Here is a 26,727-nt window from a genome sequence, read left to right on the forward strand (position 1 = left end):
ATACTCTGAAATAAAGGAAGGGGGAGGAAGCCGGGCTTGAAGCCTTTGTGAATTTTGATTTTTAGAAGAAATGCTTTACCTTTGAGAGGAAGACACACAGCGTGAACACGTTATAAACCTTTAAAGAATAAATGATCATGAAAAAATTACTAACATCTTTTGTGTTTCTCCTGTTGGCTACACTTGCTGCCGGCTGCGTCAATTTTGGAGACATCGACTCACAGCGGTCTTTAACGCAGGGAGAATTGGTAGGTCGGCAGATACAGATGATTGTAAAGACCAAGAACATCCGCTATTTCCATTTTGCAGATTTACCTGATCACGAACAGAGAGCACACAGGTTTACGGTCAATAGAAATATGCTGGTCTATAAACCTTACAACGGGGAGAATGAGCAGATTTATGTCAGCCTTGAAGGCGTGAAGGGACTCCGTATCGAGCTGGCACACTCTTCCTATCCGGATGATGCAAGAAGTGTCTGGAGCATAGGTCTCCTATATGACGATCATAAGTGATAGAGTGCCTTCTTGCAGTGTTTGAACATTTTGTAATCCATCTAATAAAAACAGAAAGTAGTCATGAAAAAGATATTTTCCATTATCGCAACTTTTGTTGCCATTGTTGCTTTTACAACCGGTTGTGCCAACTTTGGAAATACTCAAGATCCTCCTCTCACACCCGGAGAACTTATCGCAGATCAAATCTTTGAAATTTCCAGAAGACATCAGATAGACTTCTTTCACTTCTCGGACAAAGGACCTATGGGAATGGAAGCAAGGCGATTCGGACTCAGAGGCAACATGATCTCTTACAAACCCGATATAGAATCCGATGTTATCGAATACAGAAGCCTTGAAGATGTTATTCAGATTCGGATAGAAAGAGCTCGCTCTCCCTATTTGGATACTCCAAAAAGCGTCAAAAGTATAGGACTTGTGTTTCGAGACAGAATAAAATCACAAGAATAAATTCAGTTAAACATGTACATATATATATGTCATCTATTTTTACCAAAATAATCAACGGAGAAATTCCTTGCCATAAAGTAGCCGAGACAGAGCATTATTTTGCTTTCTTGGACATAGCTCCTTTTGTAGAAGCCCATACGTTAGTGATTCCAAAAAGAGAAGTGGATTACATTTTTGACCTGACGGATGAAGAGCTATCGGGACTTATATGCTTTGCTAAAAGAGTGGCAAAAGCAATAGAAGAAGTAACAGGATGTCCTCGGATGGCATTGGCTGTTATGGGACTCGAAGTGCCACATGCGCATATTCATCTTGGTCCTATACGTTCAGAAGGAGATTTTCGCCCTGAGAATAGGGCTAAGACTCCTCCTACATCGGACGAATTAGCTGAGACAGCTCGAAAGATTCGATCCGTGTACGAGCGAGACAATAGATGATGTATTGTTCTACTTTTTACGAAGAAGGCCTTCATTATTGAAGATCCGCAAAGGATTATAAAAGGCATTGGGATTAGGGGATGATCTCAATGCCTTCTTTTTTCTCTGAAAGGGATAGTTGCAGCACTATTTCCTGCCATAATCTGCCGGGATCTCACCCCAGCGATCCGTCTCCCATTTCAATATTTTATACTTGGACAGGTCGTGGGTTCGTAACCACTCTTCGGCTCTTCGGATATGGCTCCAGAGTAGCTCTGTTTTACTGTTTTTTGCAAGCTTGGACCCGCACTCTTTTTTGCGAATCCACACCATCGCAGTTCTGCTGTCAGAGTATATTGTGAAGTTATGTCCCTGCTGCTCCATCCATGCCAAAGCATGCACAATGGCAAGAAACTCTCCTATATTATTTGTACCACAAGGATAGACTTTACTTGAAAAAACAGACTCTCCGGTAGATGTCCATACTCCTCTGTACTCCATTTTGCCGGGACTTCCGGAGCATGCCGCATCTACGGCAATACTTTGCCACTCCACCTCCTGCTCTTTTGTCCTTTCTTGTGAGATGCTGTTTGTTTTTCTTTCTGTTGAGGATCGTTTCGTAGAAAGGTATGCACTCGCCCCTGCTTCCAATATAGCCTCTGCTTCCTGCTCGCTTATATCCTCAAAAGATTTGTACTTCGCACCATCTACCCCGATTACCTCTTTTTTGCAGTCGTTCCACGAAAGATAAATCCCCGGAGTCCTGCCACTCCAGACTATGTAAGTCTTCTTGCTTTTTTGTTTCATCCCGAATCAATCTTTTACCTCATTGGCAACATAGACTATGACAGGATGAGAAGAGCGGATAACAAACTCTTCACCAACGGATTCATTGAGAGATGCTTGCCAGAGAGCAGAAAATCCTTGTTCTTCTATCTCATATAGAAGACCTTTTGTGGAGAAAGGCTTTTCGGTAATGGGAAATAGTGAAATCTGCTGCTTAGGTCTTACTCTGAAAGTGATATTTCCTACAACGGGAAAGAAAGAACCATAATCACTCACCATACAGACATTCATTCCCATACGTCTGTACTCCTCTAAAAGAAAGATATTGGCGATAGTGTGATCCTCTCTCAATCCGGTCGCTCCAACTATCATCACCTCACTCCATCCTCTTTCTTTACAGCAGATTACTGCTTTGGTAAGGTCATTGGTCTCTTGATCGGCTATTTGGACAAATAGTTCTCCATACTTCCTCATTATTTCGGCAGGAATCGAGTCTCCATCCCCAACGATGAGTTTAGGATCAAGAGCCGTGTCTGTAAGTAGGTGTTTTGAAGCTCCATCGCAGATGATCAGGTTGGGAGAGTCATAGAGAAACTGTCTCACTGCCGGAGATTCAGGATACTCTCCTTGTGCCAGAATTATTGCAGAAGGAGATAAAGCAGATAAAGAGGTATCTATAAGGTTCATGCTTCAAAATATTAGGTCTCAAAGGTAGCCATTTCCTATAAAAATTTAGGAATGTCAAAATATATTTTCTATCTTTGAAACGTTCGGATAACAGGGTTTTTACACTCTTTTTTATCCACAATTAACGCTCATACTTAAAACCATTAACCTCATATTTATGGCACAAGAGATTAAAAATCTGAAACCACAGTCTGTTTGGTCTTATTTCTACGACCTTACACAAATTCCTCGTCCTACCGGTCAGGTAAAGGAAGTCTGCGACTATCTTCTTCGGATAGGTAAGGAGATTGGGGTGGAAGTACAACAAGATGCAGTAGGCAATGTCATCATGCGTAAGCCGGCATCTCCCGGATATGAATCGAGAAAAGTGGTAACGCTGCAATCTCACGTAGATATGGTTCCACAGAAAAATAGTGGTACTCCTCACGATTTCAGCAAAGATCCTATTGATGCTTATGTCGATGGCGAATGGGTAAAGGCAAAAGGAACTACTCTTGGTGCGGATAACGGTATCGGGGTCGCTTATGCTTTAGCCGTTATGGCAGATAAGAGTCTCGTGCATGGCCCGTTGGAAGCTCTCTTTACAATTGATGAAGAGGTCGGAATGGTTGGTGCTTTCGGGCTACAACCCGGATTCAGCAAAGGAGATATTCTTTTGAATCTCGACTCTGAGGAAGAAGGCAATCTTTATATTGGATGTGCCGGAGGCATAGATGTCGGAGCTACTCTCAGCTACGAAGACAATCAGCCTGTTCCGGAAGGCGATATCGCTGTGGAGATTATTCTGAATGGTCTTAAAGGCGGACACTCCGGAGTAGATATCCATTTGGGTAGAGCAAACGCCAACAAGCTGATGTTCCGCTTTCTCAAGAAGATAGTGGAAGATCTTGGTGTATGTGTCTCTTTTGTAGAAGGAGGCTCCCTCAGAAATGCCATTCCTCGTGAGTGTCGTGCTATCGTAACTCTTCCGGAGGAAGATGCAGATATGCTATGGGAAGCTGTGTCGGACTATCGAGACCTTTATAATAGGGAGTATCACGGAATAGAGAACGAAGTAAGGTTGGAAGCACACAAGTGCGAACTTCCCAAACAGATAGTACCGAGAGAGATACAGGACAATGTTATCCATGCCGTAGAGGCAGTGCAGAATGGAGTTGTAACCATGTTACACGACTTCCCCGATACAGTGGAAAGTTCATCCAATCTTGCCTATCTCAGACTTGGTAATGGAGAGTTGGATGTGAAGTTTCTTACCAGAAGCTCTTCGGATAGCCGCAAGATGATGGTGGCATCCTCTATCGAAAGTGCTTTCGCTCTTATCGGGGCAAAAGTGGAGATGAGCGCAAGCTATTCCGGATGGCAGCCCAATGCGGAGTCTTACGTGATGGATGTCATGAGAGATACCTACACCAAGATGTTTGGAGAAGCTCCGGGAGTAAAGGTGATGCACGCAGGTTTGGAGTGCGGTATCCTTCAGGGAGTCATGCCGGATATGGACATGATCTCCTTTGGTCCTGAAATCCGTCATCCTCACTCACCGGATGAGAAAGTAAATATCCCAAGTGTGGAAAGAGTCTATAACTATCTTGTAGAAGCTCTCAAAGCACTTTAACTCTGAACAGGTCAGACCAAAAATAGATAGAGGCGAACCGAAAAAGACATTGTCATTTCGGTTCGCCTCTATTGTTCGGACTCTCTTTTCGGAATCAACATGAAGATACACACTCGTGCCATATCGCTTACCACGGTAAAGTACTCGGACACAAAGTCCATTGCACACCTCTTCACGGAAAATCTCGGATCGGTATCATTTCAGATTCCTCGTGTGGCAGGCAAGAAAGGCAGTGCTTTTCGTTCGCTGTATGTCCCGCTTTCAGTGGTAGAGTTGGTATATGACCACAAACCATTAAGACAGATTCACCTTGTGGGAGAGTTGCAACACCTTCTCATTCCTTCGGCACCATCACGCTCGTTGGTGGCTAACGGAGTTGCTATTTTTCTGACAGAGTTTCTTCACCGTCTTTTAGCACCCATGCAGGGAGAAGAGCAGGGAGCACTGTTCCGTACAATACTGTCTGCGATAGACGCACTGGATAAAGAACCCGATGTCGTACTTGCTTCGCTTCATCTTCATCTTATGGTCAAGCTGTTGGATGATTTCGGTATCGCTCCCGACCATACAGGCTACCGCCCCGGTTATCTCCTGCACAGAGAAGAGGGCTGCTATGTGTCATCTTTCTCTGCATCCGAACCGGAACGCAACACTTCTCGGTTACTGCATGAGCTACAACAGCATCCTCTTCCTTCTGCCTTTGCGATGACCCGGGAAGATAGAGGCAGACTGCTCGATCTTTTGCTCTCTTACTATGATATTCATCTCCATAGCATAGGGGATCTTAAGTCCCTGCCTGTCCTCAAAGAGACCTTCTCTTAATCTTTTCTCAAGCAACTTCTCTCCTAACCTCTTCCGACAAGAAAATTGCTCAATACTATCTAATTGGCTAATTTTGCAGAGAAAAGTCGGAGCTTTCTTTCGGCTTCCGCCAAAGAATAAAAATTCAATCTCTACACCATGCAAATATCAGAAATAGGAGCTAATGCTCTTATAGACAGACTTACAGCATCATTTGAAGGCTTTGACAACCGGGACGATGCTGCACTCTTCGACCTTAAAGGTATGGGCGTTACCGCCACGCATCTTATGTTGGAGGGGGTTCATTTCGATCTTCGCTATATGCCCGTCCATCACTTGGGCTATAAAGCGGTGGCGACCACCCTTTCCAATCTTGCTGCGATGAATGCCACTCCGGCTTATATATCCGTTGCCATCGGTGTTACGGCACAGTGGGAGGTGGAAGATTTGGAGACACTCTATAAAGGTATCCGGATTGCAACAGAGCGTTTTGGTGTAAAGCTCCTCGGTGGAGACACTGCGCCATCCGTGGCAGGCTTTACCATTGCCGTTACAGCCATTGGAAGTGCAGACCCCGACACTGTTGTTTGCAGAAAAGGAGCAGCCCCCAACGATCTCATTTGCGTATCCGGCAATCTTGGTGCAGCCTATATGGGACTCAAAGCATTGGAACGAGAGCAGGAGGCTTACGATGGCAGTAGCGACTACAAACACGATCTTGGAGATCGCACCTACCTGTTGGAGCGTCAGCTTACACCTCAACCTCGCTTCGATATTATGGATATGCTCTCTCTTGCAGGCGTGAAACCCACCTCCATGATAGATGTTACAAAGGGCATCGCAAGAGATTTGCTTGCCCTTTCCCAAGCGTCCGGCGTGGGAATGAAGCTCTACGAGGAGCGTCTTCCGATAGATTATGAGACCGCTTCCATGGCGGAAGAGATCGGCATCAATGTCTTTTCTGCTGCTCTTTATGGCGGTGAAGATTATGAACTGCTCTTTACTGTCCCGTTGGGTTTTAAGGATGTGATAGAGCAGATGGAAGGCATTGCCATTGTAGGTTACGTTACGGAGCCGGGCACTCCGGCACTTCTGATAACCCAGGATGGAAGGGAAGTGGAGCTGAAAGAACAGGAATAACAGACAACAACATGGATAAAGTGCGTGTGCGCATTGTGCGCAAGACCTTGAACGAACTCCCCGAATATGGGACACCGGACTCGGCAGGGATGGACGTGAGAGCAAACATAGAAGAGCCTCTTACGCTTCAACCTTTGGAAAGAAGGCTTATCCCCACCGGGCTGTTTATAGAACTTCCGCGCGGATACGAGGCTCAGATGAGACCCCGAAGCGGTTTGGCTCTCAAGCATGGCATTTCACTTGTCAATACACCGGGCACGATAGATGCGGATTATCGTGGAGAGATCGGCATCATTCTCATCAACCTCTCTCAAGGAGCATACACGCTTCAACCGGGAGAGCGAATCTGCCAGATGGTTGTAGCCCCTTACACGAGAGTGGAGTGGGACGAAGTGGAAAGCCTGACCGACTCGGAGAGAGGAGCAGGAGGGTTCGGACACACAGGTAAAGTATAACGAATAAAAGGAGAATCATGTCTAAAGAGAAGATTGCACGGATAGGACTTCCGGAACTTTACTACTCTCTTCAAGGATACACGAAAGAGAAATTTTTCAAAGACCTTATAGCAGGTATCATTGTTGCCATCGTGGCTCTGCCGTTGGCCATTGCTTTCGGGATAGCAAGCGGTGTAAGTCCGACCGAAGGTATTATCACAGCCATTCTCGGAGGTTTTATCGTTTCCGCTCTTGGTGGTTCCACCGTACAGATAGGCGGTCCTACGGGAGCTTTTATCGTCATTGTTTTTGGCATCATTCAGGAGTTTGGTATTGCCGGACTTGCTGTGGCTACGGTGATGGCGGGGGCAATGCTGATGTTGCTGGGCTTTCTGCGTTTGGGGACGGTGATCCGCTTCATCCCCTATCCCATTATTCTCGGCTTTACGGCAGGTATTGCGGTAACCATCTTCACCACTCAGGTGAAAGATATACTGGGATTGCAGATAGAGAGTGTACCGGGAGATTTTATCGGAAAGTGGCAGACCTACTTCGCTCATCTCGATAGTTGGAATCCGTGGTCGCTTCTGTTCACTGTCTTAGCGGTGCTGACCATTGTCTATGCTCCCAAGATACACAGACAGATACCGGGATCGCTTTTGGCTCTCATCGTGCTTACTCTCGGAGGATATGCGCTTACCTCTTTCGGAATGCCCAATGCTCCGGCTACCATAGGCGATCACTTTACATTCACATCGGGTCTTCCGGAGTTTCAGACTCTGGATCTCAGTGTGGCTACACTGAAAAAGCTTCTCCCTTCAGCCTTTACCATTGCCATGCTCGGTGCCATCGAGAGTCTGCTCTCAGCCTCTGTGGCGGATGGTGTTACCGGTGCTCGGCACAACTCCAATGTAGAGTTGATAGCGCAAGGAGCCGCTAATGTCGTGGTGCCTTTCTTCGGTGGCATCCCCGTAACAGGCGCAATAGCACGCACGATGACCAATATCAACAACGGCGGACGAACACCCGTTGCCGGCATCGTACACGCTGTCATGTTGCTCGCCATTCTCCTTTTCCTCGGGCCTCTTACTGCTTACATCCCATTGGCTGCTCTTGCCGGAGTGCTTGTGATAGTGTCGTACAACATGAGCGGATGGCGTTCATGTCTGGCTATTTTTAAGGGACCGAAGAGTGATATAGTCGTTCTTCTCGTAACCTTTTTCCTCACTGTTCTCATAGACTTGACGGTAGCCATTGAGATAGGGATGCTGCTTGCCGTACTTCTTTTCATGCGAAGATTGCAGAAAGCAACCGGTATCACTCGCCACGACAAACAGTTCGATGCTCTTTCCCATTCCGATACAGACCGCAAAGAGGTGTTGGATGTTCCGGACGGGGTGGATGTTTACGAGATAGCAGGACCATTCTTCTTTGGGATGGCAAACAGTTTCGACGAAACCATGCGTCAGGTGCATCACAAACCTACGGCTCGTATTGTGCGGATGCGGAGAGTGCCTTTTGTAGATAGTACAGCGCTTCACAACCTTAGCATGATGGCGGACTTTCATAAGAAACAGGGTATTCATCTTGTCCTCTCCGGCATACAGCCCGAAGTGTACAAGGAGTTGGAGCAGTCCGGACTGCTGGACGAGCTGGGACGTGAGAACGTCTGCGACAATATACACAAAGCATTAGAGAGAGTGCGATAGGCTCTCTCCTGAAAAAGCGAATGAAGATAGGAAATATAGATTTAGGGGCATATCCTCTGCTTTTGGCACCGATGGAAGATGTTACGGACTCTTCTTTTCGCCACATGTGCAAGGCTTTCGGTGCGGCTATGGTCTATACCGAGTTTGTCTCGGCAGATGCACTGATACGGGATATCAAGAGTACCGTGAGCAAGATGCAGGTACAGGATAGCGAACGTCCCGTGGCAATACAGATTTACGGACGGGATACGGAGACCATGGTGGAGGCTGCCAAGATATGCGAAGAAGCAAGACCGGATATTATAGATATCAATTTCGGCTGTCCCGTGAAAAAGATTGCCGGAAAAGGTTGTGGCTCCGGAATGCTCAAGAATCCGCCTCTCTTGCTGGAGATTACCGCGGCTGTCGTTAAGGCTGTATCCCTTCCGGTTACCGTGAAGACAAGGCTCGGCTGGGATATGGAAAATATCATCATAGAGGATTTGGCAGAACAAATTCAGGATGCCGGTGCTGCTGCCCTTACCATACATGGGCGTACAAGGAGTCAGATGTACACCGGTGAGGCGGACTGGGAACCCATTGCACGAGTGAAGGCAAATCCTCGTATCTCCATTCCGATCATCGGCAACGGTGATGTGGTCTCCGGTAAAGATGCTCTCAGACGCTTTCGGGAGACCGGAGTAGATGCTGTGATGGTGGGCAGAGCGAGTATAGGCAGACCGTGGTGCTTTGAAGAGATGCGTGCTTTGCTCGATGGCAAAGAAGCTCCGGCGCACCACTTCTCATGGTATATAGACATCCTCAAACGCCAGATAGAGGAGAGCATCCGGAAGACAGACGAACGCAGAGGCATCCTGCACGTTCGGAGGCATCTTGCAGCCACGCCTCTTTTTAAGGGAATACCGGATTTTAAGCAGACCCGAATAGATATGTTGAGAGCAGCTACGAAGGATGAGCTGTTCGAGATACTGGACAATATTCCGCTGAGATTTGATCTCTCCACCGTTGTAGTAAATCCGGACTTGAAGTAAAAAGCTCGATAGTCTTTCCAAAGAAGCTCCCACCGGTGCATTTGCCGGTGGGAGCTTTTGTTTTGAAAGGGATAAAAACTCTCTTTGTCCACGTTCATAAAATCTGTTTAACCTGTTCCGATTCTGAAATCAGGGCTTGATCTCTACACATCAAGGCTTGTTTTCCACAGACCAAATCTCGAAGTTTACCACTCACGCTTCTATTTCTAAAACTATAAAGCATTAGAGAAAGTTTTGATAATATTCAACCGGTTTTATAGACGGGTTAAACATTTTATCCAAAGCCGAACATTGCACAGGAAGATGCCTATAATTCTATTTTTAAGTCTTTTACGCTTTAGGAATAAATATTATTCATGCGAAATATATTTCCTGTGGAAAATATTTCTATCTTTGCAAAAAAATAATACGTAAAAGGAATACAATACCATATAAATCATGAAATACGTAATAGTAGGCGGGGTTGCAGGAGGCGCTACTGCTGCTGCCCGACTTAGAAGATTGGATGAACACGCCGAGATCGTGCTCTTTGAGAAAGGGAAGTATATCTCTTATGCCAACTGTGGTTTGCCTTATCACATCGGCGGAGTAATAGAAGAGAGAGATATGTTGTTCCTGCAAACACCGCAGTCTTTCTCCGATATGTTCCACATGGATATCCGTGTAGAGAGTGAGGTGCTCCGTATAGATCGTGCCGGAAAGCAGGTAGAAGTGCGCCGTGCAGACGGTACTACCTACATGGAGAGCTACGATAAACTTTTGCTTTCACCCGGTGCCGTTCCGGTGGTTCCACCGCTTCCCGGCATAGATAGTCCGGGTGTGTTCACGCTTCGTAACGTGGAAGATATGGACGCCATAAAGCACTACCTGGACAGCCATAAGGTGAAGAGAGCCGTGGTTGTAGGCGGTGGGTTTATCGGATTGGAGATGGCAGAAAATCTTCATGCCCGTCATATCGAAGTGAGTGTCGTAGAAATGGCACCGCAAGTAATGGCTCCGATAGACTTCTCTTTGGCTTCTGTCGTTCATGCTCACATGCATCAGAAAGGTGTGGGACTCTATCTCGGAAAAGCGGTTGCAGCCATTCGCCAAGCAGCCGAAGGCAGTGCACTGAGCCTTTCTCTCGACTCGGGAGAGACACTCGATGCCGATCTTATCCTTCTTTCAATAGGGGTACGCCCAAACAGTAAACTTGCTGAGGATGCCGGCTTAGAGATAGGCGAAGCGAGAGGTATAAAGGTAGATGACTATCTCCAAACCTCAGATCCTGATATTTTTGCCGTAGGAGACGCCATAGAGTTCAGGCATCCGATCACCGGAAAGAGCTGGACCAACTATCTTGCCGGACCAGCCAACAGACAGGCGCGTATAGTGGCAGGCAACATGAGCGGACTGCAAAAGCAGACTTATGAAGGAGCTATCGGTACGGCAATAGCCAAGGTCTTCGACCTCACCGTAGCTTCTACCGGCCTTGCCGCAAAGGCTGCAAAGAGAGAGGGATTGCCTTATCTTACAGCCACTGTTCAGCCCAACAGCCATGCGGGCTACTATCCGAACGCTTTTCCATTGACGTTGAAGATCGTATTTCATCCCGAAACCGGCCGTCTCTACGGCGCTCAGTGCGTAGGTGTTTCGGGGGTGGATAAGCGGATAGACTCCATTGCGCAGATCATCAAGCACGAAGGCACCATCTACGATCTGATGAAGACCGAGCAGGCATACGCTCCTCCTTTCTCTTCAGCAAAGGATCCCGTGGCTCTCGCAGGCTATGTGGCGGAGAATATCATTTCGGGTAAGATGAAGCCGCTATACTGGAGAGAGATGCAGGCAGCAGATCCGAAGAAGGTAACCATAGTGGATGTGCGTCCGAGAGAAGCATACGATGTGGAGCACATATCCGGTTCGATGCATATCCCATTGGAAGAGATGCGCTTCCGACACAGAGAGATCCCGAAAGATAAACCGGTATATATCTACTGTACGGTAGGTTTCAGAGGCTACCTCAGCTCCAATATTCTGTTGCAGAACGGCTTTACCGATGTGTACAATCTGATTGGCGGATACAGACTGTACTCTACAATAGTGGCGGACTACAGCTCTAAACCGGAGAATAATTTCTCCAAACCGAAAGCCTCTGCGGATACATCTGCCACGGTGATGCAGGTGAATGCGTGCGGACTTGCCTGTCCGGGTCCGATACTGAAGTTGAAGCAGTCGATAGACAAGATAAATGTCGGGGAGCGTTTGGCTATAGAGTCTACCGATCCGGGCTTTTCGAGAGATGCCCAAGCATGGTGCGACACCACGGGGCACACCCTCATCGCAAAAGAGACCAAGGGCGGAAAGTTTGTGGTAACGGTAGAAAAGACCGCTTGCAAGGCGGAGGGGACATGCGTGAGTACCTCTCCGGCAAAGGGCAAGACCTTTATCCTGTTCAGCGACAGCCTGGATAAAGCTCTGGCGACATTCGTTCTTGCCAACGGAGCAGCAGCCACAGGGCAGAAGGTTACAATCTTCTTTACGTTCTGGGGACTCAATGCCATAAAGCGCCGTTCACGCTCTAAGGTTACGAAAGACTTTTGGGGACGAATGTTCGGATACATGATGCCCAAAGACAGTAAAGGGCTTGGTCTTTCCAAGATGAATATGGGAGGATTGGGAGCAAAGATGATGCGCTTTGTGATGAAAAAGAGGCACGTGGACTCTTTAGAGAGTATGCGCGCTCAGGCTCTTGAGAACGGCGTGGAGTTTATAGCTTGTCAGATGTCCATGGATGTAATGGGAGTGGATCGCAAAGAGCTTATCGAAGAGGTTTCGATAGGCGGTGTAGCCACTTACATGAACCGTGCGGACGATGCCAATATCAATCTTTTCATCTAACTTTGAGGCTTCCGAATCTTTTCTTCTACAAGAATAAAGCGTTATGGAGAATGTAAGATGTATATGCCTGATGAGGGAACTGATGATCTCTATTCGGGATTTGGAGCAGCAGCTTATGGAGTCTGCCCAATGCGATCTGAACCAAGCGATGGCACTCTGTGTCATATCAGGGGAGCCGGTTTCCGCTTCCGAAGTCTCGGCTCGCATAGGTCTCCTGCCGGCTCATACGTCCAAGCTCCTCTCGGCAGTAGAAGACAGAGGGTGGATCGGACGGCGATTGGGGCGAGAAGATAAGCGTAAAGTCTTCTTTTCTCTCACTCGTAAAGGCGAGCAGAAGCTGGCAGAAATCCGAAGTTTGAACCTTACCATTCCGGAGCTGTTACAGCCTCTGTTTGAGGGAGCTGAGGTATAAACTTCTACAATAATCATACAGACAGCGTACCATTCGGGTGTAGAGATACAAAAATATCTCTCTCTGCACCGGGTGGTGCGCTGTCGCTTTTATATAAAAACAGCGTGGAGAAGATGCGCTGAAAACTTCCCGGTTTTTGTCTCTCTCTTGAAACCGGAAAGAGGAGATCTTTTCAATGGATTGATTTTTAGATAGATATGAAAAATCTTGAATTCGGAAAAATTTTTTCTTCAGTCCGTTTGATGGGCTGTTTTCGCGTTAATCGGTGTGAATTTTAACACCCCGACCTGTAAACGTTTCCTAATAAAGAAATTTGATTTTTCAGGTGTATTTTAGTATGAAAATACGTAAAAATCTGGTGGTTAGTGTTTTAGCGATTTTGGCTAAACACGTTAATCGAATCCGGTAAACGTGTTTAATGAAATCGGTAAACGTGTTCATTGAAAAATTAAACACGTTAAGCCGAAAGAATATGGGAAGAGGATGTCGTTTTGTGTGTAAATATATGAGAACAAAGGGAACAGCTCATTTGGTCATAACTAATTTTTTTCTTTATTTTGCAAGTCTATTGAGTTGGGTCGTACATTTTTGTATATCGGGGGCAAAAGAGCCTCTTAACCCACTGTGTATATAGCGACTTGCGGAAATAGTTTTCAAATATAGTATACTTATTTAATGGCTAAAGTGATTAAAATTAAAAAGGGCTTGGACATCAACATTGTTGGCAAGCCTCAAGAGGTTGAGGTGCATGCGCAGCCCTCTACCACCTACGGCGTTGTGCCGGACCATTATCCCGGTCTGCTGCCCAAGCTGGAGGTGAAAGTGGGAGACAGTGTCCTCGCCGGAACACCCGTTCTATTCCACAAAAGTTTTCCGGAGATAAAGATCGTATCGCCTGTTAGTGGTAAAGTGATAGCCATCAACAGAGGAGACAAACGTAAGATCTTGAGCGTTGAGATCGCTCCGGAAGCCTCTATCGAGTACGCTCCGTTCTCTGTGGAGACAAAGGGTAAGAGCAGAGAAGAGCTACTTGGACTGCTTCTTTCGAGCGGTATGTTTGCTCTTTTGCGTCAACGCCCATACGACTACCTCCCAAATCCTACCATTATCCCTCGTGATATTTTTGTTACTGCCAATGTAACCGCTCCCCTTACTCCCAAGGCACAAGCTCTTTTCGGGGACAGAGTGGAGGATATGCAGGCAGCGATAGACCTGCTGGCAAAGCTGACAACCGGGAAGGTTTATGTCGGTATCCCTGCCGGATCGGGCTTTAAGCTCTCCAACTGTGAAGTGATAGAAGTAGCAGGTCCACACCCTGCCGGCAATGTGGGAGTGCTTATCAACCATACGGCTCCGGTGAATAAGGGAGACACGGTATGGACTGTATCTGCTTCCGAACTGGTTATTATCGGAAAGTTCTTACGCACAGGGAAGACAGACTTCTCCAAGAAGGTGGGTATCGCCGGAGAGTGCGTGGCAACGAGAGGCATCGCAAACGTTATATGCGGTGCGAATGTGGCAGAACTGGTGAAAGATAAACTGGTGAACGACTCTGCCAAGAAGCGTATCATAGATGGAGATGTGCTTACGGGTACCATGCTGACGGACGAATATGCTTTTATGAGCCCGTTCTCTAAGGTGATCTCCGTGATCCCCGAAGGTGATGACACTCATGAGATGTTCGGCTGGGCTGCTCCCGGATTCAACAAATACAGCGTGTCGAGATCCTATCCAGCATTCCTTATGGGTAAGAAAGAGTTCAGCTTCGACACACGCATACGCGGAGGCAGAAGAGCCCTTATCGTGTCGGGCGAGTATGACAAAGTGTTCCCGATGGATATATATCCGGAGTACCTTGTGCGTGCAATAGTCTCTTTCGATATAGATAAGATGGAAGAGAGAGGTATCTATGAAGTGGCTCCGGAAGACTTTGCTCTGTGTGAGTTTGTAGATACATCGAAGCTGGAGTTGCAGTATCTGGTGCGCCGTGCATTGGATATGCTCTATAAAGAAATGAATTGATAACACTTCCCTAATACAGACAATACATTGAACGCGTTAAGAAAATATATCGACAAGATAAAGCCAAACTTTGAGAAGGGTGGCAAGTTATCTATGTTTCATTCCGTCTTCGATGGTTTAGAAACGTTCTTCTTCGTGCCTTCTACTACGTCCAGAAGAGGAGTACATATCCATGACGCCATGGACTCGAAGCGTACCATGACGGTGGTACTCGTGGCTCTGATGCCCGCTCTCTTCTTCGGGATGTACAATCTGGGCTATCAGCACTACATGGCCATAGGACAACAGGCAGGCTTTTGGGCTATGTTCCTGTATGGTCTTCTGGCTATCCTGCCCAAGATCATTGTAGCTTACGTTGCCGGACTCGGCACAGAGTTTATTTTTGCACAGATACGTGGACACGAAGTAGCAGAAGGATTTTTGGTAACAGGCTTCCTTATTCCTCTTATCGTACCGGTAGAGACTCCGCTTTGGATGATTGCCGTTGCCACTATCATTGCGGTAGTGTTTGCCAAAGAGGCTTTCGGAGGTACTGGTTATAATATCTTCAACATCGCTCTTGTAACTCGTGCGATCCTCTTCTTCGCTTATCCGGCGGCAATGTCCGGTAATGAAGTGTTCGTCAGAACCGGTTCTACTTTCGGTCTTGGCGGTGGAACTCCCGTGGATACATTCTCCGGAGCGACTCCTTTAGGACAGATCGCCGGTATGACAAAAGAGCAAGGACTGCAACCCGTAACCGATGTGGTGGGCAATGCTCTCTCTTCTTGGGACTACTTCCTCGGGCTCATTCCGGGTTCTATCGGTGAAACATCCGTTCTGGCTATCCTTATCGGTGCAGTGATACTCATTGCCACAGGTATTGCAAGCTGGAAGATCATCTGCTCTATTTTCTTGGGCGGATTTGCAACGGCTCTTCTCTTCAACCTTAGCGGTGCCACTGCCGGAATGCAGGTGTCTGCTTTGGATCATATGTTGCTTGGTGGCTTTGCCTTTGGCGCTGTGTTTATGGCAACAGACCCGGTAACTGCAACAAGAACAGAGCTGGGTAAGTGGATCTATGGCTTCCTTATCGGATTCTTTGCCATCGTGATCCGTCTTCTTCAACCCGGTTATCCGGAGGGTATGATGATGGCAATCTTGCTGATGAACGCCTTTGCTCCGCTGATAGACTACTATGTGGTGGATGCAAACGTGAAGAAGAGAATGCGCAGAGCCACGGTTGCCAACTCTAAGAAAGTAGCATAAGTAATCACCTCACTTAACAGATAAAAGGTTATGAATAGAAATAGCAATTCTTATACTATTATATATGCAGCCGTGATGGTGATTTTGGTCGCTGTGGGACTCGCGTTTACATCGCAAAGTCTCAAGGGACGCCAAACAGCCAATGCCAATATAGACAAGATGCAACAGATATTGAAGTCTATAAAGGTCTCTGCTACGGCTCAGAATGCACAAGCAGAGTACGGCAAATATATCAAGGAGGCTTTCCTTGTGAGAACAAACGGTGAAAGAGTGGAAGGCTCTGAGGGAACAGGCGTGAAAGATCCGGCATTTGCCGCAGACTTTGCCAAGGTTGTTCGTGAAGGAGACAAGGGCGAGTATCCTGTCTTTATAGCAGAAGTGGATGGCGTGAAGAAATATATCTTGGCCATGAGCGGTGCCGGTCTTTGGGGACCTGTCTGGGGCTTTATCTCTATTAATGATGATACTGCAACGATATATGGCGTGGACTTCAGCCACCAAGGGGAGACTCCCGGACTTGGTGCTCAGATAGTGGAACCGTTCTTTACCTCTGCATTTGAAGGCAAAACGATATTTACGGATGGTGCTTTTGCTCCCGTTCAGGTTGTTAAAGGCGGAAGCAAGCTGGCGAACGGCGTGGATGCGATAAGCGGTAGTACGCTTACCTCTAACGGTGTCAACGACATGATTCGCGACAGTATCAAAATGTACCAAGAGTTTCTTAAAAGCAATAAATAAACCAGTGTCATGGCATTACTAAGTAAAAAGAATAAAGAAATCCTGATAGGTCCGCTCAGCAAGAACAATCCGGTTGTTGTTCAGATGCTGGGTATCTGCTCCGCTTTGGCAGTAACGTCGAAGCTTGAGCCATCTCTTGTTATGGCAATCTCGGTAACCGTGGTTATTGCTTTTGCCAATGTGATTATTTCGTTGCTTCGTAATACGATACCCAACCGTATCCGTATTATCGTGCAGCTTGTTGTGGTGGCTGCTCTTGTAACTATCGTAAGTGAAGTGTTGAAGGCATTTGCTTATGATGTAAACAAGCAGCTCTCTGTCTTTGTGGGTCTGATCATTACGAACTGTATCTTGATGGGACGTCTTGAGGCGTTTGCTTTGGGCAATAAGCCGGGCGCATCTTTCCTTGACGGTATCGGAAATGGTTTAGGATATGGTATTATTCTTGTGATCGTAGGATTTTTCCGCGAGTTGTTCGGCTCCGGAACGCTGCTTGGCTACCAAGTGGTACCGGATTCGTTCTATGAAATGGGATATGTAAACAATGGCTTGATGATCTTGCCGCCTATGGCTCTTATCATCGTTGCTCTTGTGATATGGGTACACAGATCCTACACTCCGGAGCTGCAAGAAAAATAACCCGACGTAATAGTGTAATAATTAAGACATAAACAGAGACACAATGGAATATATCAGTTTATTTGTACAGTCCATCTTTGTTGACAACATGGTGTTTGCATACTTTCTTGGTATGTGTTCGTATCTTGCTGTCTCCAAGAATGTAAAGACCTCTTTGGGGTTAGGGTTAGCTGTTACGTTTATCCTCACCTGTACGCTTCCTCTCAACTATCTGTTGGAAAACTATGTGTTGAAAGAAGGAGCATTGGCATGGTTGGGGCCTGAATTTGCAGACGTCAATCTCAGCTTCCTGAGCCTTATCCTCTTCATTGCGATCATCGCATCTTTCACACAGCTTGTGGAGATGATCGTGGAGCGATTCAGCCCATCTTTGTACGCGTCATTGGGTATCTTCTTGCCTCTTATCGCTGTAAACTGCGCCATCCTCGGCGGATCGCTCTTCATGCAGCAGAGAGAGTTTGCCAATATCGGGCTTGCCACCACTTACGGTTTCGGTTCCGGTATAGGCTGGTTGCTGGCTATCATCGGTATGGCTGCCATTCGTGAGAAGATTGCGTACTCGGACATTCCGAAGCCTTTGCGCGGATTGGGTATCACGTTCATCATCACGGCTCTCATGGGTATCGCTTTCATGAGTTTCTCCGGTATCAAGCTGTCATAAGAGGTCATTACAGAAAGTCTAACAACAATAAAAGCAAAACATCATAATGTTATTATTAGCAATAAACGGAGCTGCGATAGGAGCCAGCGTAGTGGTCTTTCTTGTAGTTACCCTTCTGCTTGTAGCACTTCTTTTGGTAGCCAAAGCAAAGCTTCTGCCATCCGGAGACGTCAAGCTCACGGTGAATGAAGAAAAAGAGTTTGACGTTCCCATCGGCGGAACGCTTCTCAACACGCTTCAAGGCGAAGGCATCTATCTCTCATCTGCCTGTGGGGGCGGTGGTTCTTGCGGACAGTGCCGTTGTCGCGTGGTCGAGGGTGGCGGAGAGATCCTGCCCACGGAAGTAGGATTCTTTTCTCGCAAGGAGATCAAAGACCATTGGAGGCTCTCCTGCCAGACTAAGGTAAAAGAGAACATGCAGGTCGTGGTTCCGGAAGAAGTTTTCGGTGTAAAAGAGTGGGAGTGCACGGTAGTCTCCAACAACAACGTAGCATCTTTCATCAAAGAGTTTGTCGTGAAGCTGCCGGAGGGCGAGGTGCTCAACTTCAAGAGCGGATCGTATGCTCAGATCAAGATACCGAAGTACAACGTGAAGTTTTCCGACATGATCATCGGAGACCGTTTCAAGGGGGAGTGGGACAAGTTCAAGCTCTGGCCTCTTGAAGCATCTAATGATGAAGAGACCATCCGTGCGTATTCTATGGCGAACTACCCGGCGGAGGGCAACATCATCACACTCAACGTTCGTATCGCGACACCTCCGTTCGACCGCAATACCGGAACGTGGGCGGCAGGCATCAAGCCGGGTATAGCATCGTCCTATATTTTCAGCCTCAAGCCGGGAGACAAGGTGATGATGTCGGGTCCTTATGGAGATTTCCACATCCAGGACACCGACGCCGAGATGCTTTACATCGGAGGTGGAGCCGGTATGGCACCGCTCAGGGCACAGGTATTGGATCTGTTCAAGACGCTCAAGACCGGCAGAAAAGTCTCCTACTGGTACGGTGCGCGCTCCAAGAACGAGATTTTTTATGAGGAAGACTTCCGCGAAATAGAGCGAGAGTTTCCGAACTTCTCTTTCCACATCGCCCTTTCCGATCCGCTTCCGGAGGACAACTGGACGGGATACACCGGATTTATCCACCAGGTGATCCTCGACAACTACCTCATCAACCACGAAGCGCCGGAGGACATCGAGTACTATATGTGCGGTCCCGGACCGATGGCGAATGCCGTCAAGGGCATGCTCGACAGCTTGGGCGTTCCTCGCGAACAGCTTTACTTCGACGACTTTGGTTGATCCCCCGCGGGAAAGAATCGAAACATACCGAGTGCGGTCTTCGGAAGATACAATTCCGGAGACCGCACTTGTTTTTTTTCGTGCCCGTTTCGGGGCAAAATTCCGAAGCTCCGAAACGCACTTTTTCTCCCTTTTCCGCCTCATCCGGGAGCGAAGCGGGGAGAGGGCTGTTACTGCTTGAAAATGAGTACATAAGCACACATTTTTCGCTCCTCTCGCAAAGAGCCGAAATTTTGTACGTACAAAAATTTTTTTTCGTACGTACAAAAAAATATTTTCGTACGTACAAAAATAAATTTTCTTAGGTACGAAAATAAAGTCGCGTACGAACGAAAGATTTTTTCCATACCTGCGAAAGAAAATTTGCGTACGAACGAAAGATTTTTTTCATACCTGCAAAAGAAAATTTGCGTACGAACGAAAGAAATTTTTCGTACCTGCGAAAAAAAATTTCTGTATATACGAAAAAAAATTTCTGCATATACGAAAAAATATTTTTGCATATACAGAAATTTATTTCCTTGCGGACGGAAATTTCACCCCCTGCGGAAGGAGGTAAAAAGATGGGGGAGATTTTCGGCTTTTTGCCCCGTCTCAGGCGGCATCCGGAGCCTTCTTTGGATTTCTCCCTCAGCCTTCACAGACCACTCAAGTAAGTGCCTCTTACAATTCTATACGAACGGAAACAGATTCCGAAACCTCTCTTCCTCCATAATGCTCAACTACAGACCTACCGAAAAGCTATCCGCAAATATCTTTCTCAACGGAGGGTATCTTGCTTTTTACGGAGATAAAGGAGCGCTCTTGCAGAAAGATCTTGTGTACAATATCTCTTTGAATGCAGACCGGAACCCTCGCAAAAATGTCTCATTGGGAGGAAACTATACGTACACGCAGGCTCCGCCGCAGCTCGGAGTGCGGACGAAACACAACTACTCCTGCTCCTTTTACGTTACGACAAAGCTGCTGAAAGATAAGCTCTCCGTAACGTTGGATGTCCGAAATCCTTTCAAGAAATACAGCCGACTGCCGAATGGGGGGACGGATTTTATCAAGAGCGTTTCAATGACATTACCGCGCGCTCTTTGGGCTTGAAGGTTGCGTACAGCTTTGGTTCGGGTAAGAAGTCTACCGTTCAGCGAAACAAGAGTTTGGAGAATACGGACCTGGATCGCAGCACCGGAGTGAAATAATACCATTATATAAATAGAAGCAGGGTTGAAAAAACTTTCAACCCTGCTTGCTTAAAAGGAGAGTGTAAAGCGTGAAACTCTCTTCTTACTCGCCAAGAAACATCTTCATGTCTTCGTCCGGAGTGGTGATGCTGCCTATTCCGAAAGTCTGCACCAGCACGTTTGCCACGTTGGGAGACAGGAATGCAGGGAGAGTCGGTCCCAGATGAATGTTTTTCACCCCAAGTGAAAGAAGAGCCAGCAGTACTATGACGGCTTTCTGCTCGTACCATGCGATGTTGTAGGCAATGGGGAGATCGTTCACGTCATTCAGCTCAAACACCTCTTTCAGCTTCAAAGCAATCAGAGCCAGAGAGTAGCTGTCGTTGCACTGTCCGGCATCCAATACTCTCGGAATGCCGTTGATGTCTCCGAGCGGAAGCTTGTTGTATCTGTACTTGGCGCATCCGGCTGTGAGGATGACCGTATCTTTAGGAAGTTTTTCTGCAAATTCCGTGTAGTAGCTTCTGCCTTTCATGCGTCCGTCGCATCCTGCCATGACGAAGAACTTACGTATAGCTCCGCTCTTTACCGCCTCTACCACCTTGTCTGCCAAAGCGAATACCTGTGCGTGGGCAAAGCCTCCGATGATCTCTCCCTGCTCTATCTCCACCGGAGGAGCGCAGCGTTTGGCGTGTTCGATAAGGGCAGAGAAGTCTTTTGCTTTACCCTCCTGTCTGTCTGCGATGTGCTTGAAGCCCGCAAATCCGGAAGCTCCGGTGGTATAAACCCTGTCCGCATAAGTGGAAGTGCTGCGGGGCGGCACTATACAGTTGGTCGTGAACAGAATCACTCCGTTGAACGTTTCAAAATCTTCGTTCTGCTTCCACCACGCGCTGCCATAGTTACCGGCAAAGTGTTCGTACTTCTTAAAGGCAGGGTAATAGTGCGCCGGAAGCATTTCGCTATGGGTATAGACATCCACTCCCGTACCTTGAGTCTGCTCCAGCAGATCCTGCATATCTCTGAGGTCGTGCCCGGAGATGAGGATGCCCGGATTCTTTCTCACGCCGATATTAACCTTGGTTATCTCCGGGCTTCCGTAGGTTGTCGTGTTGGCTTTATCCAGTAGAGCCATCGTCTTTACGCCGTACTCACCACAGCGCAATACCCATCCCGTCAGCTCTTCCACCGATAGATCCTGTGTGGTGGCAACCAGAGCATCCTGCATGAAGATAAAGATCTCTTCCTGTTCAAAACCGAGATTGAAAGCGTGCTCGGCATAGGCAGCCATCCCTTTGAGTCCGTATATCAGAAGCTCTCTTAGCGATCTGACATCTACGTCTTCCGTTTGCAAAATGCCCACTATTGCTGCTTTGGCTTCCATCTCTTCCACGCTTTCTGCTCGCCATGAAAGGCTGTCCGATCCTCTCTCTTCCGGGACAGAGCCTAATGCTTCAAGCAGCTCGTCCCGTAGAGAAAGGGCTTCGTGAACACGTTTGACAAATCTCTCTTTGTCAAAGTTGGCATTCGTGATGGTCATGAATAGCGACTCCATCACAAACCGATTTGCTTTTGCCGGAACCTTTTCCCCCTTCTCACGAAGAGCAGATGCAAGGACGGATATTCCTTTCAGTAAGAAGACCAAAAGGTCTTGAAGGTTGGCAACATCGGGAGTCTTACCGCATACTCCACGCACTGTACAGCCTCTGTTTTGGGCTGTTTCCTGACACTGAAAACAAAACATACTCATTTCTTTCTGACTATTTAGGTTGTAATTCTAACTATGTATGGCAAAAGTATAGTGTCGGCACTAGTCTTCTCGTGATAATTATCACACAGAAGAGTAGAATATTATGTACCTTCGCAAAAAGGGATAAGTTATGGAAACACCGGATATACGTTTTTTCTGCACGCAATGCAGCAGTGGCGCAGAGGGAGAAACCTATGAGCTGAGCTGTGAGATACCGCATGTGGTAAAGCACTACAAGAAAGGAGAGTACATTGCATATCAGGGAGACAGAGTGGATCATCTCTATATGCTTACGAAAGGAAGGGTCAAGACCGAGCTTGTTTCCGATCCGGGTCTTACTCTGCATATCGACGAGATCAAAGCTCCCTACCCTTTGGCGGCAGTCTTTCTCTTTGCCAGAGAAAACTACTTTCCCGTGGATGTGATCGCCTTGGAGGAGTCGGAGATTGTGCTTTACTCGAAAGAGACCATAGAGAAACAGATGGCGAAGTGTCCCTATTTCTTTCGAGGCTTTATGGCATTCACCGCCGACCGGATGCAGTTTCTATCCGAAAGACTGAAGATATTCTCCATCAAAAGCATCAAGGCCAAGTTTGCCTTTTATATCTCCAAGCGGTCGAAAAATGGCGTCTTCGAGCTTGGGCGGAGCGTTACATCCCTTGCGGAATATTTTGGTGTGGAGCGTCCCTCTCTTTCCAGGGCTATCTCCGAAATGACGAAAGAGGGTATCATCGAGTTCGACCGGGGAAAAGGGCGCATTTTGAAGTATGATCAGATAAGAATGATGCTTTAATGCGCCAAGAACGCTTGTTTCAGCCGATTTTTACCTACTTTTGTTGGTAGAGCTGCCTCGCAGACGAAGTCATCATTGGATGTTGAAACCAAATAACTATCATCTATGAAAAAAACGTTACTCTTTTTATGTGCATTTCTTTTCCCTACACTGCTATTGGCACAGAGCAGAGAAACAAAAAGTCGATGGGGAATAGAGCTTGGTATGCAGAACAATGTCTACTACGAACATTCTCTTTCGGATGCTTTTGCTATCAAGACCGGAGTGGGATACGATGTTGCTTTTCTCTTTATGAAAGATAAGGTGGGCTTCAACGGTCTTAACCCTGCCATCCGAATCTCACCACGCTGGTACTACGGTGGAGACCGCTCCGGCTATTTTGCTTTGGACCTTTACGGTATCACTCATCTGGGGGGCTTTGCTCTTCCGGAGGTGGATAAGAAGCTTTTCCTACACGCCTATGGCGCAATGCCTGCGTGGGGGTATAATCTCCGCATCACCGATAATTTTTATTTCAAAAGCAAGATCGGAGTGTTTATCGGAGCTGCTCATACGGCATATTCCGAAATGCTCAAGAGAGACTATCTTGAACTTAGCTACGGTGCCATGGTAGACGTAGGTATCGGTTACAGGTTCTGACGGATTTTCATCGCATATAGAGAAAGCCCATCCGGATAAGGAGTTTTTCCTGTCCGGGTGGGCTTTCTGCATGAAGAGGGATAAGATGGTTTCGGGTGTGCGTCGCTCTCTTTCTCTTTCTCCTTTAACCTTCTGTTTTTAACGGCAATAAAAATCTCTTTAATCGGGTTCAAAAAATGGTCTGAACCGCTTTGGGGATTAAGATCAAGGCTCTATCTGTACGCATCAAGCTTTGGTTTCTACACTTCAAGCTTCGATAGCTACAAATAGAGCCTTGATTTGGAATATTTTTAAGCTTCGGACAAACTTTTTAATCCGTTTATCCTTTGTTCCGAACGGGTTCGGAGCAGTTTGTCATCAGCCTTATCGGATATTACATACCTGTATTGGGGAGATCCGTACTGCTGCTTGCCTTAGACAAGTCGTCGTTCACGATGGTCTTCGATGTCTTCTTCACTTGTCCCTTCATGCTTCCGAACTTAAATGTAAGTCCGAGAGAGATACGGCGGATAGGCACTTGGATGTGATTGACATTCTTGAATGCTCCTACTCTTGACTCTATCTTCAAGTCCAAAGTCTCCATAAACGGAGACACGGCAGAGAGTGTAAGGGTGAGTCTGTCCTTCATAAACTGCTTGGTAAGAGACAGCGAGTGGATGAAGTGATCCCCCATGGTGGTCTGCAACATCTTTTGCTTACTCAAATAGAAGAGGTTCACGTTGAAGCCGAAACTCTTCGGAAGCGTAATCATACCATTGATATTACCGGAGAAGCTCACGCTTGAAAACTCCGGCAGATTCAGTTCGCGAGAAATACCATTGACGTCCACGCTCTTGGTTGCTCCGCGTGAGGTGTGCGAGAGATTGGCAAAGCCGGAGAGCCTTAACCAGTTGGTCGGAGTGAGCGTAGAGTAAACGTTGGCACTGACACGATGTGTAGGCGATTTGAGGTTGCCGAACGTGGAGATCAGCATATTGGATCCGTCCTCTTTGTAGATAACGCTCTCGATGTTGTTGTACTGCAAAGAGTAGTCTGCTCCGGCATTGATCATGTATCTCGTACCCATGTGTGTGACGGAGAGATTAAAGTTCCGGATGCGTGACGGATTCAGGTTCGGGTTACCCTTGCTAAGGCTTGTCTCGGAAGAGTTAATCTCGAACGGACTCAACTGTCTCAACGATGGTCTTACCACCATTTCCTTATAACCGATGCGTGTTTGCAGGGCAGGCGAGGGGACGTAGCCGATCGAGAGTTGAGGAATGACGTCCGTGAAGCCGCGATTGATGCGAGACGATTCGAGGTTCTTATACTGCGCCTTGATCCAGTTTCTCTCTGCACGCAGACCGGTATTTATAGAAAGAGGTCCATCCGAATAGCTGTAAGAGGCATATCCTGCCAAGACCACGTTTTTGTGTAGCAAGCCATTGCGAGCATACTCGGTGGCATAGTAGCTTCCCGGAACCCATTTGTTCTGGTTATCCAATATCTCGTAGACAGGAGATGTTTCGTTGTCGCGGTGGATATATTTCGTACCCACTTCTGCTTTGTGCTTGCCTATCGGGAGCGTGTAGTCCAATTGCCCGGTATGCTCTTTCATGGCATCATTGCTCTTCATACGCTCCGAACGTTTCAGAGAAGGAAGTTCGATCAAGTTGTAGAAATAGTTCGGAGTGATGGTGTACCTGTATGAGAAGGTGAAGAGCTCGCCCTGTCTCGAAGTGGAGCGCTGATAGTCCAACGATGTGTTCAGCTCATCGAAGCGAACTTTGTCTTGGCTGTTTTTTTTGCTTCTCTGCTCTACCGGAAGAGGTCTGAATATATCTGTTTGAGAGTCTGCACCGGTATGGATATTGGAGATGGCTGTTGTCCATGTGAGCAGATTCTTGTCGTCTATCTCGTAAGAGAGCAGGATATTTCCTCTCAGACCATTCATGCTACGTTTTTGGCGTGCATCTTCCGCGAGCAGAAGAGTGTTGCCTTGCATCTGCTCCATAAGTATGCTCATATCCGTCTCATTATTAAACGATGAGAGATTTGCCGTTGCTCCAAACTTCTTAATCTTGGAAGAGAGATAGAGCGAACCGCCATAAGTGGTCGGATAACCGCCGTTGAGACTGATGGTTGCCATGGTGCCGTCCGCAGACATCTGCGCTGTAATGATGTTCAGTACCGCACCAACGCCTTCGGCGTCATACTTTACGCCCGGATCGGTAATGAGTTCTATCTTCTGAATGCTCGATGCCGGCATGGACTTCAGAACCTCTTTCGGGTTGGAGTCTATAAGCGGATTGGGCTTGCCGTTAATAAGGATCTTGAAGTTGGAAGAGCCTTTTACCTGAATATTTTCCTGTCCATCCACCGTAACAAGGGGCACTTTGCGCAACATGCTTAGAAGGTCTTGCGCAGAGGCTTCAGGGTCTTTGTCTACGGAATAGTCTATTTTATCCCCTTTTACAGAGATAAGCTGGCGGATGTGAACAACCTTTACCTCCTCTAATTCGATAGGAGTCTCTTCCAATGCCAATCTGCCAAGAGCAATCAGCTTCTGCCCGTTAGAGACTTTTGGCAGTTCGTTCAGAAGAGACTTGAAGCCCGAAGATTGGATGAAGACATAGTTCTCTTTCTTTGGGACGAAAGCTATTCGGAACTCTCCCTTGCCGTCTGTAACCTGTCTGTATAGCAGGGTGTCCTTATCCTCTATACATCTTATTGTTACTTTTGCAAAAGGCACAGGCTGCCCTTTTGCGGCTTCGGTTACTTGCCCTGATGCGATGACCTGTTGGGCAAAAAGAGCGTTGCTGCCGATAAAAAATACCAGCAACGCTAACATGGTTAAGCGTTTCATACGGTTATAAAAGTGATAAATACAAAAAATCAAAGTGA

The 26,727-nt window shown here is 47.1% G+C and carries 24 protein-coding genes; 20 read left to right on the forward strand and 4 right to left on the reverse strand.

The window, feature by feature from the left end; all coding sequences use genetic code 11:
* The first annotated feature begins 137 nt into the window (after positions 1 to 137).
* From HQ43_RS05910 to HQ43_RS05920, 3 genes are all read left to right on the forward strand, one after another.
* Complete coding sequence (locus tag HQ43_RS05910; protein WP_152565512.1) at positions 138 to 515, forward strand: hypothetical protein; 378 nt, start codon at positions 138 to 140, stop codon at positions 513 to 515.
* Between the two features lie 63 nt (positions 516 to 578).
* Positions 579 to 968 (forward strand): hypothetical protein, encoded by a 390-nt coding sequence (locus HQ43_RS05915; RefSeq protein WP_036791053.1) that lies wholly within the window; start codon positions 579 to 581, stop codon positions 966 to 968.
* 26 nt (positions 969 to 994) lie between these two features.
* A complete protein-coding gene (locus HQ43_RS05920; RefSeq protein WP_036791056.1) occupies positions 995 to 1,405 on the forward strand; it encodes an HIT family protein in 411 nt (136 codons plus the stop codon).
* 126 nt (positions 1,406 to 1,531) lie between these two features.
* Here the strand turns inward: HQ43_RS05920 and HQ43_RS05925 are convergent, their stop codons facing one another.
* Positions 1,532 to 2,191 (reverse strand): ribonuclease H1 domain-containing protein, encoded by a 660-nt coding sequence (locus HQ43_RS05925; protein ID WP_036791059.1) that lies wholly within the window; start codon positions 2,189 to 2,191, stop codon positions 1,532 to 1,534.
* Positions 2,192 to 2,197: 6 nt separating this feature from the next.
* Positions 2,198 to 2,857 (reverse strand): thiamine diphosphokinase, encoded by a 660-nt coding sequence (locus HQ43_RS05930; protein WP_052103110.1) that lies wholly within the window; start codon positions 2,855 to 2,857, stop codon positions 2,198 to 2,200.
* A gap of 157 nt (positions 2,858 to 3,014) precedes the next feature.
* Between HQ43_RS05930 and HQ43_RS05935 the strand changes: the two genes are divergently transcribed.
* From HQ43_RS05935 to HQ43_RS09690, 15 genes are all read left to right on the forward strand, one after another.
* On the forward strand, positions 3,015 to 4,469 hold the full coding sequence (locus HQ43_RS05935; RefSeq protein WP_036791063.1) for an aminoacyl-histidine dipeptidase: 1,455 nt from the start codon (positions 3,015 to 3,017) through the stop codon (positions 4,467 to 4,469).
* A 99-nt stretch (positions 4,470 to 4,568) separates the two neighbouring features.
* Positions 4,569 to 5,291, forward strand: a complete 723-nt coding sequence (gene recO / locus HQ43_RS05940) for a DNA repair protein RecO (RefSeq protein WP_036791066.1) — start codon at positions 4,569 to 4,571, stop codon at positions 5,289 to 5,291.
* A gap of 138 nt (positions 5,292 to 5,429) precedes the next feature.
* Positions 5,430 to 6,410 carry a thiamine-phosphate kinase gene (gene thiL / locus HQ43_RS05945; protein WP_036791070.1) on the forward strand — a complete coding sequence of 327 codons (981 nt, stop codon included), beginning with the start codon at positions 5,430 to 5,432 and terminating at the stop codon, positions 6,408 to 6,410.
* Between the two features lie 20 nt (positions 6,411 to 6,430).
* A complete protein-coding gene (dut, locus tag HQ43_RS05950; RefSeq protein ID WP_036792629.1) occupies positions 6,431 to 6,865 on the forward strand; it encodes a dUTP diphosphatase in 435 nt (144 codons plus the stop codon).
* Positions 6,866 to 6,882: 17 nt separating this feature from the next.
* On the forward strand, positions 6,883 to 8,553 hold the full coding sequence (locus HQ43_RS05955; protein WP_036791073.1) for a SulP family inorganic anion transporter: 1,671 nt from the start codon (positions 6,883 to 6,885) through the stop codon (positions 8,551 to 8,553).
* A 20-nt stretch (positions 8,554 to 8,573) separates the two neighbouring features.
* On the forward strand, positions 8,574 to 9,584 hold the full coding sequence (gene dusB, locus HQ43_RS05960) for a tRNA dihydrouridine synthase DusB (protein ID WP_036791075.1): 1,011 nt from the start codon (positions 8,574 to 8,576) through the stop codon (positions 9,582 to 9,584).
* 438 nt (positions 9,585 to 10,022) lie between these two features.
* Entirely contained in the window at positions 10,023 to 12,464 is a 2,442-nt protein-coding gene (locus HQ43_RS05965) for an FAD-dependent oxidoreductase (RefSeq protein ID WP_036791077.1), read from the forward strand.
* Positions 12,465 to 12,507: 43 nt separating this feature from the next.
* A complete protein-coding gene (locus tag HQ43_RS05970; protein ID WP_036791079.1) occupies positions 12,508 to 12,876 on the forward strand; it encodes a MarR family winged helix-turn-helix transcriptional regulator in 369 nt (122 codons plus the stop codon).
* Between the two features lie 675 nt (positions 12,877 to 13,551).
* Positions 13,552 to 14,898 (forward strand): Na(+)-translocating NADH-quinone reductase subunit A, encoded by a 1,347-nt coding sequence (locus tag HQ43_RS05975; RefSeq protein ID WP_036791081.1) that lies wholly within the window; start codon positions 13,552 to 13,554, stop codon positions 14,896 to 14,898.
* Positions 14,899 to 14,925: 27 nt separating this feature from the next.
* The gene (locus tag HQ43_RS05980) at positions 14,926 to 16,146 is read left to right on the forward strand and encodes an NADH:ubiquinone reductase (Na(+)-transporting) subunit B (protein WP_036791084.1); all 1,221 of its coding nucleotides are present in this window, start codon (positions 14,926 to 14,928) and stop codon (positions 16,144 to 16,146) included.
* 30 nt (positions 16,147 to 16,176) lie between these two features.
* Positions 16,177 to 16,884, forward strand: a complete 708-nt coding sequence (gene nqrC / locus HQ43_RS05985; protein ID WP_036791086.1) for an NADH:ubiquinone reductase (Na(+)-transporting) subunit C — start codon at positions 16,177 to 16,179, stop codon at positions 16,882 to 16,884.
* 9 nt (positions 16,885 to 16,893) lie between these two features.
* On the forward strand, positions 16,894 to 17,523 hold the full coding sequence (locus HQ43_RS05990; RefSeq protein ID WP_036791087.1) for an NADH:ubiquinone reductase (Na(+)-transporting) subunit D: 630 nt from the start codon (positions 16,894 to 16,896) through the stop codon (positions 17,521 to 17,523).
* Between the two features lie 43 nt (positions 17,524 to 17,566).
* Complete coding sequence (gene nqrE, locus HQ43_RS05995) at positions 17,567 to 18,184, forward strand: NADH:ubiquinone reductase (Na(+)-transporting) subunit E (protein ID WP_036791089.1); 618 nt, start codon at positions 17,567 to 17,569, stop codon at positions 18,182 to 18,184.
* 46 nt (positions 18,185 to 18,230) lie between these two features.
* Positions 18,231 to 19,487, forward strand: coding sequence for an NADH:ubiquinone reductase (Na(+)-transporting) subunit F (nqrF, locus tag HQ43_RS06000; protein ID WP_036791091.1), 1,257 nt, complete (start codon positions 18,231 to 18,233; stop codon positions 19,485 to 19,487).
* A gap of 363 nt (positions 19,488 to 19,850) precedes the next feature.
* Positions 19,851 to 20,582, forward strand: coding sequence for an outer membrane beta-barrel protein (locus tag HQ43_RS09690; protein WP_161785893.1), 732 nt, complete (start codon positions 19,851 to 19,853; stop codon positions 20,580 to 20,582).
* Positions 20,583 to 20,765: 183 nt separating this feature from the next.
* Here the strand turns inward: HQ43_RS09690 and hcp are convergent, their stop codons facing one another.
* A complete protein-coding gene (hcp, locus tag HQ43_RS06015; protein WP_200879553.1) occupies positions 20,766 to 22,406 on the reverse strand; it encodes a hydroxylamine reductase in 1,641 nt (546 codons plus the stop codon).
* Between the two features lie 136 nt (positions 22,407 to 22,542).
* On the opposite strand from hcp, the gene HQ43_RS06020 reads away from it, so the two are divergent.
* Both HQ43_RS06020 and HQ43_RS06025 read left to right on the forward strand, forming a co-directional pair.
* A complete protein-coding gene (locus HQ43_RS06020) occupies positions 22,543 to 23,205 on the forward strand; it encodes a Crp/Fnr family transcriptional regulator (RefSeq protein WP_036791100.1) in 663 nt (220 codons plus the stop codon).
* Between the two features lie 105 nt (positions 23,206 to 23,310).
* Positions 23,311 to 23,844, forward strand: coding sequence for a hypothetical protein (locus HQ43_RS06025; protein ID WP_036848220.1), 534 nt, complete (start codon positions 23,311 to 23,313; stop codon positions 23,842 to 23,844).
* Positions 23,845 to 24,217: 373 nt separating this feature from the next.
* Here HQ43_RS06025 and HQ43_RS06035 read toward each other — a convergent pair whose 3' ends face one another.
* Positions 24,218 to 26,689 (reverse strand): outer membrane beta-barrel family protein, encoded by a 2,472-nt coding sequence (locus HQ43_RS06035; RefSeq protein ID WP_081964558.1) that lies wholly within the window; start codon positions 26,687 to 26,689, stop codon positions 24,218 to 24,220.
* Between the last annotated feature and the right edge of the window lie 38 nt (positions 26,690 to 26,727).

The sequence above is a fragment of the Porphyromonas canoris genome (assembly GCF_000769115.1).
Taxonomy (GTDB): Bacteria; Bacteroidota; Bacteroidia; order Bacteroidales; family Porphyromonadaceae; genus Porphyromonas_A; species Porphyromonas_A canoris.